Source organism: Albidovulum sp. (assembly GCF_008933605.1).
In the GTDB taxonomy this organism is placed as follows: Bacteria; Pseudomonadota; Alphaproteobacteria; order Rhodobacterales; family Rhodobacteraceae; genus Albidovulum.
Genome location: NZ_WBUS01000134.1, coordinates 1 through 8352, shown reverse-complemented (window position 1 = coordinate 8352; position 8352 = coordinate 1). Strand labels below are relative to the sequence as shown.

The window sequence follows — 8352 nt, the reverse complement described above, 5'->3', positions numbered from 1 at the left end:
GCCTCGGCGAGGGCCGTGCAGGCGGGCTGCGAGCCGACGGCCACCGCCAGCAGGTGCGCGTTGGCGGCGACGAACCCAGCGGCGACGGCCACCGCCGCCGCGATCGCCAGCCACTTCTGCGCCCGCACCGTCATCTCGCCGCCTCGTCTTTCGCCGCGGCCAGCACGGTCACGTAGAGCGCAAGCAGGTTGATCTCCGCCTCCGACAAGCGCCCGGCCCAGGCCGGCATGATCCCGGAACGGCCCCGTGTGACGGTTTGCTGCACCGTTGCGGCGTCCTGTCCGTAGATCACCGCGGCATCGGTGAGCGACGGGGCACCCAGGTTGAGCCCGCCTGCTCCGCCGTCGCCGTGGCAGGCGGCGCAGTTCTCGGCGAAGAGCACGGCCGCGGGGCTTCCGGCATCGGCAGAACCCTGCGGCAGGGCGGCGACATATTCCGCCAGAGCGTCACGGTCGGCACGGTCCATCCAGTCGAAGGCGGGCATCTCGGCGACACGCGACGCGTCGCCCGCGTTGATGCCGTCGCGGATCGTCAGGGCGACCTCGGCAGGATCGCCGCTCCACAGCCAGTCGGCATCGGCCAGCGCGGGGAAGCCGGGCCCACCCTCGCCGACCAGGCCGTGACAGGCGGCGCAGTTGTCCTGGAAGAGCCGCCCGGCCGCCGGCGTGGCGAGCCGCATCAGCGCCTTGTCCGATTGCAGGCTGGCGAGATCGCCGGCCGCGAAGCGGTCGAGCCAGCCCTCGCGCTCGGCGGCGAGGCCCCTGTAGCCTGCCACCGCCATTTCGCCCTGGTCGAGGCCCAGAAGCCCGCGCGTGTAGTCACGACCGAGCGGCCAGGCGGGTAGCAGGATCCAGGCGATCACCGAATAGAGGAAGGTCAGCACCAGTGCCCAGATCACGATCCTCGGGAAGGCCGTGTTCAGTTCCTTGATCCCGCCCCAGTCGTGACCGGTGGTATCGTAGCCGGTGACCGGATCGACCTCGCGGTTCCCGGTATGGGGATCGGCGCCGGGCAGTTGCCGGGGGTCCGTGATCTCACTCATGCCGATCCTCCTCCCCGAGAACCGAGCGGGCGCCATGCTCTTGCGCCGCGCGGCGCGACGGGCTGTAGGCGCGGATCACCACGATGAGGAAGAACCCCATCAGCCAGATCAGCCCGACGGTCTTGGACAGGTAGACGAGAACATCGTGGGTCATGTTCCGTCCCCCGTGAGGATCCGGTCGGGCGCGGAAGTCAGGGTGCCCAGCGACTGGAGGTAGGCAACCAGCGCGTCCATTTCCGTCAGCGTGGCGGCATCACCGTCGAAGTTCCGAACCGCCACCGTCTCGCCGTAGCGTTCGCGCACCGCGTCGGCACCGGCGCTGTCGGGGCGGCTTTGCGCCGCCGCGTCGACCGTCGCCGCAGCGATCATCGCCTCGTCGTAGGGAACGCCGAGCCGGCCGAGCGCAGAGAGCTCGTCCCGCAGGAAGCCGGTATCGAGCGGTCGCAGGAGCCAGGGGTAGGCCGGCATGATCGACACGGGAACCACATCGCGCGGGTCGGCCAAGTGGCGGACATGCCAGGCGTCTGAGTACTTGCCTCCGACGCGCGCAAGATCCGGGCCCGTGCGCTTCGATCCCCAGAGCATCGGGTGGTCGTAGGCGGATTCCCCGGCAAGCGAATAGGGACCGTAGCGGTCGATCTCGTCAGCGAGGCTGCGCACCATCTGGCTGTGGCAGGCATAGCAACCCTCGCGGATGTAGATCTCCCGCCCTGCGAGTTCCAGGGGCGTCAGCGGGCGCAGATCGTCGGGCACCTCCACGGTTTCGTCGATGGTGAAGAGCGGTGCGATTTCTATCAGTCCGCCGATCGAGGCCGCGACGATGATCGCGCCGACGAGCCCCATCGAGACTTTTTCGAGGTTGTAGTGAAGCTTCAGCATCGGTTCACTCCGCCGGCTCCGCGACAAGCGGGCGGTCGCCGGCCTCGCCCCGCGCCGCCCGCATCGTCATGCGGCAGTTCCAGCCGCAGAGCACCGCCCCGCTGAGGAACAATCCGCCGCCGATGGTGCGCAGGAGGTAGTAGGGTGCCATCGCCTCGACCGATTGCAGGAAACTGTAGGCCAGCGCGCCGTTCGCGTCGTAGGTCCGCCACATCAGGCCCTGCGTGATCCCGGCGTTCCACATCGAAACGACGTAGATCAGCGTTCCGGTGACGGCGAGCCAGAAGTGCCATTCGACCGCGCGCGGCGACGCCATCGTCTCGCGGCCCGAAAGCTGCGGAACGAGAGTGTAGAGCGCGCCGAAGATGATCATGGCGACCCAGCCCAGCGTGCCGGAGTGGACGTGACCCACCGTCCAGTCGGTGTAGTGGCTGAGCGAGTTCACTGGCCGGATGGCGAGGAACGAGCCCTCGAAGGTCGACAGCCCGTAGAACACCGCCGCCACGAACATGAACCTGAGCGTCGCGTCATCGCGCACCTTGTGCCAGGCGCCGTTCAGCGTGGCGATGGCATTGCCTGCGGAGGCCCAGGAGGGCACCAGGAGCATCACCGAGAAGGTCATGCCGAGCGTCTGCGCCCAATAGGGTAGCGCGGTGTAGTGCAGATGGTGCGATCCCACCCAGATGTAGAAGAATGTGATGCCCCAGAAGCTGACGATGGAGAGGCGATAGGACCAGATCGGCCGCCCCGACCGCACCGGCAGGAAATAGTAGAGCATGCCTAGGAATCCGGCGGTCAGGAAGAAGGCGACCGCGTTGTGGCCGTACCACCATTGCACCATCGCGTCCTGCACGCCCGACCAGATGGGGAAGCTTTCGGCCGTTGTGAGCCGCACCGGCAGCGCGAGGTTGTTGACGATATGCAGCATCGCCACGACCAGGATGAAGGCCATGTAATACCAGTTGGCGACGTAGATGTGCGGTTCGTTCCGGCGGGCGAGCGTTCGAATGTAAAGGACGAAATAGGTGACCCAGATCACCACGAGCCAGAGGTCAGCATACCATTCTGCCTCGGCGTATTCCTTGGACTGGGTGGAGCCCATCAGGTAGCCGGTGACCGCCCAGGCACAGAAGAGGTTGTAGCCGATGAGCACGACCCAAGGGCTGACGGAATCGGCCAGCCGCGCCCGCGACGTGCGCTGCAGGACATGGAACGAGGTGGCAATCAGCGCATTGCCTCCGAAACCGAAGATGATGCCGGTCGTGTGGACGGGCCTGAGCCTTCCGAAGCTGGTCGCGGGCCAGAGCGGCGTCGCCTCGGGCCAGTAGAGAAGGGCCGCGACCCAGACGCCGACGGCCATCCCGATCATTGCCCAGATGAGCGTCATCACGATGCCGAACCGGGTCGGCGCATCGTAGTAACGGCGGCTCCGATCCGCAGGGGGCGCCGGATCGTAGAGGGCGCCGCCGACGAGAAAGACCAGCCAGACACCAAGGGACAGGGCCATCAGACCGTGCAGTGCCATGACGCCGTGCCGCGCTGCTGCGGCCATGACCAGGCCGAGGAGCGCCAGAAGCACGGAGAGGACGAGGGCGGCCTGCCTTTCGGGAATGCTCAGCGTTCCGGTCATATCTCCGCACTCCCCATCCTCACGCGGCGTCCCTGACCGGCAGGGCGATGTCCCTTAGGGTCGAGCTGTTGAGGTCCTCCAGGAAGCGCGCCTCGGCATGGCGAAGCCGGGTCCTCAGCCGGCAGCAGCCCTCGATGGTGCAGTCGCCGCCCGTGGGTCCGAAGCATTCGACCAGGGCCTGCCCGTCTTCCAGCAGCCGCACGACGTCGCCAAGACGGACCTTGGCAGGATCCTTGGCAAGGGTCGCACCGCCTCCGCCACCGCGCCGGGTCTCGACAATCCCGCCGCGGGCAAGCTGCTGCATGATCTTGGTCAGGTGGTTCCGCGAAAGACCGAACTCCTCGGCCAGATCAGCGGTCGAAAAGGCCGTTCCCGGCGCGCTTGCCATGCGCATCAGCATGCGCAGCCCGTAATCGGTGAACGATGTGAGACGCATCTTCGGGCGCTCTCCCTTAATCAGTATTTGAAATACCTATTAGCAGATATCCGACGAATTGCAAGCCGCTCCGTTGCGGCGGCTCGATGCCGGTCGACAACGGCACGAGCGAGACAGGCCGCTCTCCATCGCTCCGGCGGTCCCGCGGGAGCGGTCGGCGGGGCGTGCCAAAGTTGGCGCCCGGCCCGGGTGAGGCAGGCAGGCAAGTCGCCGGGCGAAGCGCGACGACCGCGCCCGCTGCGGCGCGTATCAGGGCGGACCCGGCTTCTGGAGCGTCTCTCCTGCGTGCCCGGGCAGGTTCGTGACCTGGACACCTTCTTCCGTCACGATCGCGTCAAGGCGGACGTCGTGCCGCTGCGGACAGATCGTCGCGACCTCGGTCGCCAGCAGACCGACACCGATCATGTAGGGTCGCGTAGTCAAGCCCGCGAGCGTGCAGTCGAAGTAGCCGCCTCCGTAGCCAAGCCGGTAGCCCCGGCGATCCCAGCCCACGAGCGGGGCGAGCGCAACATCGGGTATCATGAACTCTGCCTCCGGCGGCGGCACCGGGATGTCCCAGTCACCGCGCACCAGGCGCGTCTCGGGCGTCCAGCGGCGGAACGACAGCGGGGCGTGTCTCACCTCGACCACAGGCAGCGCGACCCTCACGCCGGCCACATCCATCTCAGGCATCAGCGGGCGCAGGTCGGGCTCGCCCGTGATCGGCCAGTAGGCCGAGAAAACCCGGCCGCGCAGGCTGCCGAATCGTGCCGCAAGATGGTCGCGCAGGTGGTCGGCCAGTGCGGCGCCCGCGGCGCGCCGCGCCTCTACGCTGATCGCCTGGCGCTCGGCGCGCAGCCGCACCCGCTCGGCCCGGCGCCAGCGCGCCACAACGCGTGCCTGCTCGGGATCGACTCCCAGCGGGTCGAAATAGTCTGGCGCGACCTCGCCCGCCATGCAGGGTGGGGAAGCATAGCGGCCCCCGGCCTCGTCACTTGCCGCCATTCCTCGCCTCCTCGTGACCGCCGCGTTCGGGCCGGATGCGTCCCAGCAAGGCTTCCGCCTCCGCCGCGATCCGGCGCAAACGGTCAGCCGCAGGAACGATGTCGGCGATGCGCCCGGTACCCTGGCCCGCATAGAGCGCCATGGCCTCCAGATCGCCTGTCGTCGTCCGCAGGGGCGAATCCGTGCTGAAACGGAGGCGCGGCACCTCGGCGTCCCAAGCGACCGGTTCGCGCGGCAGGGTGGCGGGGTCATGGCCCAGAAGCCGTTCTCCGAGTGCGTCCGTCACGCTGTTGGCAAGGACGCGGACAGCGGCGCCGCGTGGCCAGTTCAACACGAAGACGTCCGTCAGCACGGTGTCGGAGGCATCTGCCGCCGCAAGACGTTTCTTGTGGTAGTCATGCGCGAAGGACTCGTCCGTCGCGAGAAATGCCGTGCCGCATTGCACACCGGCGGTGCCCATGGCGAGGGCCGCGGCCAATCCCCGGCCGTCGGCGATCCCGCCGGAGACCACGACGGGGAGCCGGGTCTCCGCCATCAGCGCGGTCGCCAACGCGAAGGCACCGATGCGTCCGTGGACGTGGCCACCAGCCTCGATGCCCTGCGCGATCAGAACGTCGGCCCCGGCGGCCTCGGCGTCGCGGGCCGCCCGGATCGTTCCGACCTGGTGCAGCACAAGGCAGCCCGCCGCTTTCACCCGCGCCACCGCCCGCGGAACGACGTCCCAGAAGTAGGAGAACGCCGGGACGCCCAGGTCGAGACAGCAGTCGATCTGGGCATCAAGCAGGGCCGGGTCCGTGGCAGCCGGGATGAGGTTGACGGCGAACGGCCGATCGGTCGCGGCGCGCAGCGCTTGAACCTCGTCCGCAATCAGTGCGGGCGCCTCCCGCACCATGCCGAGCGTCGGATACCCGCCCGCCTCGGCCACGGCCGCCGCCAGTTCCCAGCGTGCTACCCCGCCCATGCCGGCAAGCAGGATCGGCACGTCGCAACCCAGCAAGCCGCAAAGCGGTGTGCGCAGCGACGGATAGTCGCCCAGCGTCATGTCGCCTCTTCCCTTGCCAGCCGCTCGCGCAGGTACTGCCGCAACACCACCGCCTGATTGCGATCGCGGTCCCTTGCGCCGTAGAGGAGGACGACCGGACCCTTCCGACACCAGGCGAGGCAGCGCTCCACCGCATCCTGGGACTCGGCCAGTTCGGCGCGATAGCGGTTTGCGAAGGCATCCCACTTGTCGGGATCGTGGCCGAACCACTTGCGCAACGCGCTGCTCGGCGCGAGATCCTTCATCCATTCGTCGAGCTTCAGTGCGTCCTTGCTGATGCCCCGCGGCCAGAGGCGGTCGACCAGCAACCGCGCGCCCCGAGTCGCGCCAAGGTCGTCGTAGACCCGGGCGAGCTCGATGTCCGGCGCCTTCGTCATTCCGCGGTATCGCCCATCATCAGGTCCAGCGCCTTGATGGAATGGGCGAAGGACGCACCCGCGCGCATCTCCGCGGCCACCCAGATCGCCTCCATGATCTGCTGGTCACTCGCGCCGGCGCGCCGTGCGGCCTTTACATGACCCTCGATGCACCAGGGGCATTGCGTGACGTGGGCGACGGCCACGGCGATGAGTTGCTTGGTGGGCACGTCGAGGGCACCCGCCGCGAAGACGGCCTTTGAGAATGCGCGGAATGCGTCGTCGGCTTCCGGTGCAAGCGCGTGGCGCCGTTCGGCATGGGCACGGGTTCCCTGCGGAAAACGAAGATCAGCCATTTGCCACACCTCCCGGCTCGAACTGCGGGAAGAGCACGTCGTTCTCAAGCCGCATGTGTTCCTCGAGATCGGTGATGAACTCGTCGAGGCCGGCATAGAGGGAAGTCCAGGTACGGCAGGCCCCCTGCGGCCGCGTCAGCCCGGTGGTCAGGCGGCGAATCTCGGCAACATCGGTCGCGTGATCGTCGTGGTCACGGCGCATCACGGCGATGGGGTTCTCGATCCCCTGTCCGCCCCCCCTGCGAATGGCGGGAAACAGGATCAGTTCCTCCTTCTTCATGTGTACCTCCATCTCTCCGATCATCCGTCGCAAGATGCCGGCGAGGCCCTCGGGCACGTTGTCGTCGCCGAAGTGCACCGTCTCGACCTTCTCGGCCATGCCGGCCAGGGGCGGCAGTTGTTCGCGGTGGCGCGCGTGGTAGCGGGTCTCGATGTAACGGGTCAGCGCACCGGCATCATGGATCGGGGCAACATCGGTCATCGGATCGGTCCTTCCTCAGCGAAGGGCGGGAATGGCATCGGGGGCGGCTTGCGCCGCCTCGACCGCCATGCGGAGAGAGCGGGCGATGCGTTCCGCCCGCTCGACGACGTGGGCCGCGGCCGCTGGCGTGCAGACCTCCTGCGCCGTCGCGCGGAAGAGCCGCAGCCAGCGTTCGAAGTGCACCCCCTGGATCGATAGGGTGGTATGTGCCGGCACCGGGCGGCCGTGGTAGCGTCCCGTCATCAGCGCGACCGAAGACCAGAAGGCGACCATGCGCTCCAGATGCGGCGCCCAGTCGGTGATGCGGGCGGCAAAGACCGGGCCGAGTACGGTGTCGCCACGGACCCGCGCGTAGAAGGAATGGACGAGGTTGCGCAGCATGGCCTCGTCGAGGCCCGTTTGAGACATGATGGCGGCTGTCATCTCGGGCCGGGCGGAGGGGTCCGGCAGGGACGGTTCGGAGGCGGGCATGACGGCCCCGTGGTTTCGATCCTGCGCCAAAGTCTAGATCGCTTAATAGGTATTGTAAATGCCGATTTTGCGAGACTCGCATCGGCGACCAGTGCGGGCGCCTGCCATTGTACCGGCCGCGTCAGGTCTCGATGACGATCTTCGCCTCGGCGAAGTCCCAAGGACCGCCGCCGGGTGGGTGTGATGCAGCGTTGAGGGTCATGACCGTCAGCGTGGCGTGCGCCCCTGCGCCGCCCAGCGCCTCTGAGGCTCGGTCTCGACGGCGCAAGGGCGCACGCCGCGCAGTCGCACCAGCGCCGCATCCGGCGCCTCGCCCGACTCAGCCATGAGCCGCATCACCGCCATTCCCGACCGCCCGCAGCCGCCCCTGCAGTGGAAAAGCACGCCTCCGCCGGCAGCGAGGTGCCCCAACGCCTTGTCCGCGACGTTGCGCCAGTCCAGCGTCAGCGCAGCGCTCTCCGCCGCGAAGTCGGGCACCGGCAGGTGGCGCCAGGCGATGCCGTCGCGCGCGAGGGCCGCGGACAGCCCCGCCGCGCCCGCGTCGGCCATCTCCTGCTCGGTGGCCAGCGTCACGACCATGGCCGGGCGCCAGTGGAGGATCCTCGCAAGGTCCGCGCCGTAGCCGCCTACGGCGCCGGGCATCGGGCACAGCCCTACCCTCCCGCCCCCAAGCGC

General features: G+C 68.4%; 12 protein-coding genes. All 12 read right to left on the bottom strand.

What is annotated here, in order from left to right; genetic code table 11:
- Nucleotides 1-130 precede the first annotated feature (130 nt).
- A complete protein-coding gene (gene ccoP, locus F9K34_RS14875; RefSeq protein WP_291337854.1) occupies nt 131-1042 on the bottom strand; it encodes a cytochrome-c oxidase, cbb3-type subunit III in 912 nt (303 codons plus the stop codon).
- Nucleotides 1035-1196, bottom strand: a complete 162-nt coding sequence (locus F9K34_RS14870) for a cbb3-type cytochrome oxidase subunit 3 (protein WP_291337852.1) — start codon at nt 1194-1196, stop codon at nt 1035-1037. Before F9K34_RS14870 ends, ccoP begins: the two co-directional genes overlap by 8 nt.
- Nucleotides 1193-1921: a cytochrome-c oxidase, cbb3-type subunit II gene (gene ccoO, locus F9K34_RS14865; protein WP_291337851.1), complete on the bottom strand. Its 729-nt coding sequence runs from the start codon at nt 1919-1921 to the stop codon at nt 1193-1195. The genes F9K34_RS14870 and ccoO overlap by 4 nt, the downstream gene beginning before the upstream one ends.
- 4 nt (nt 1922-1925) lie before the next feature.
- Entirely contained in the window at nt 1926-3551 is a 1626-nt protein-coding gene (ccoN, locus tag F9K34_RS14860) for a cytochrome-c oxidase, cbb3-type subunit I (protein WP_291337848.1), read from the bottom strand.
- 19 nt (nt 3552-3570) lie between these two features.
- Nucleotides 3571-3987: an RrF2 family transcriptional regulator gene (locus F9K34_RS14855; RefSeq protein ID WP_291337846.1), complete on the bottom strand. Its 417-nt coding sequence runs from the start codon at nt 3985-3987 to the stop codon at nt 3571-3573.
- A gap of 249 nt (nt 3988-4236) precedes the next feature.
- Nucleotides 4237-4971, bottom strand: a complete 735-nt coding sequence (locus F9K34_RS14850; protein ID WP_291337844.1) for a 5-formyltetrahydrofolate cyclo-ligase — start codon at nt 4969-4971, stop codon at nt 4237-4239.
- Nucleotides 4958-6013, bottom strand: a complete 1056-nt coding sequence (locus tag F9K34_RS14845) for an NAD(P)H-dependent flavin oxidoreductase (RefSeq protein ID WP_291337843.1) — start codon at nt 6011-6013, stop codon at nt 4958-4960. Before F9K34_RS14845 ends, F9K34_RS14850 begins: the two co-directional genes overlap by 14 nt.
- Nucleotides 6010-6390, bottom strand: coding sequence for a DUF488 domain-containing protein (locus tag F9K34_RS14840; protein ID WP_291337842.1), 381 nt, complete (start codon nt 6388-6390; stop codon nt 6010-6012). Before F9K34_RS14840 ends, F9K34_RS14845 begins: the two co-directional genes overlap by 4 nt.
- The gene (locus F9K34_RS14835; RefSeq protein WP_291337841.1) at nt 6387-6725 is read right to left on the bottom strand and encodes a carboxymuconolactone decarboxylase family protein; all 339 of its coding nucleotides are present in this window, start codon (nt 6723-6725) and stop codon (nt 6387-6389) included. The genes F9K34_RS14840 and F9K34_RS14835 overlap by 4 nt, the downstream gene beginning before the upstream one ends.
- A complete protein-coding gene (locus F9K34_RS14830) occupies nt 6718-7206 on the bottom strand; it encodes a hemerythrin domain-containing protein (RefSeq protein ID WP_291337839.1) in 489 nt (162 codons plus the stop codon). The genes F9K34_RS14835 and F9K34_RS14830 overlap by 8 nt, the downstream gene beginning before the upstream one ends.
- Nucleotides 7207-7221: 15 nt before the next feature.
- On the bottom strand, nt 7222-7677 hold the full coding sequence (locus F9K34_RS14825; protein WP_291337837.1) for a group III truncated hemoglobin: 456 nt from the start codon (nt 7675-7677) through the stop codon (nt 7222-7224).
- A gap of 207 nt (nt 7678-7884) precedes the next feature.
- Nucleotides 7885-8352, bottom strand: a 468-nt coding sequence (locus F9K34_RS14820; protein WP_291337836.1) for a protein-tyrosine phosphatase family protein, incomplete at its 5' end; no start/stop codon positions are given.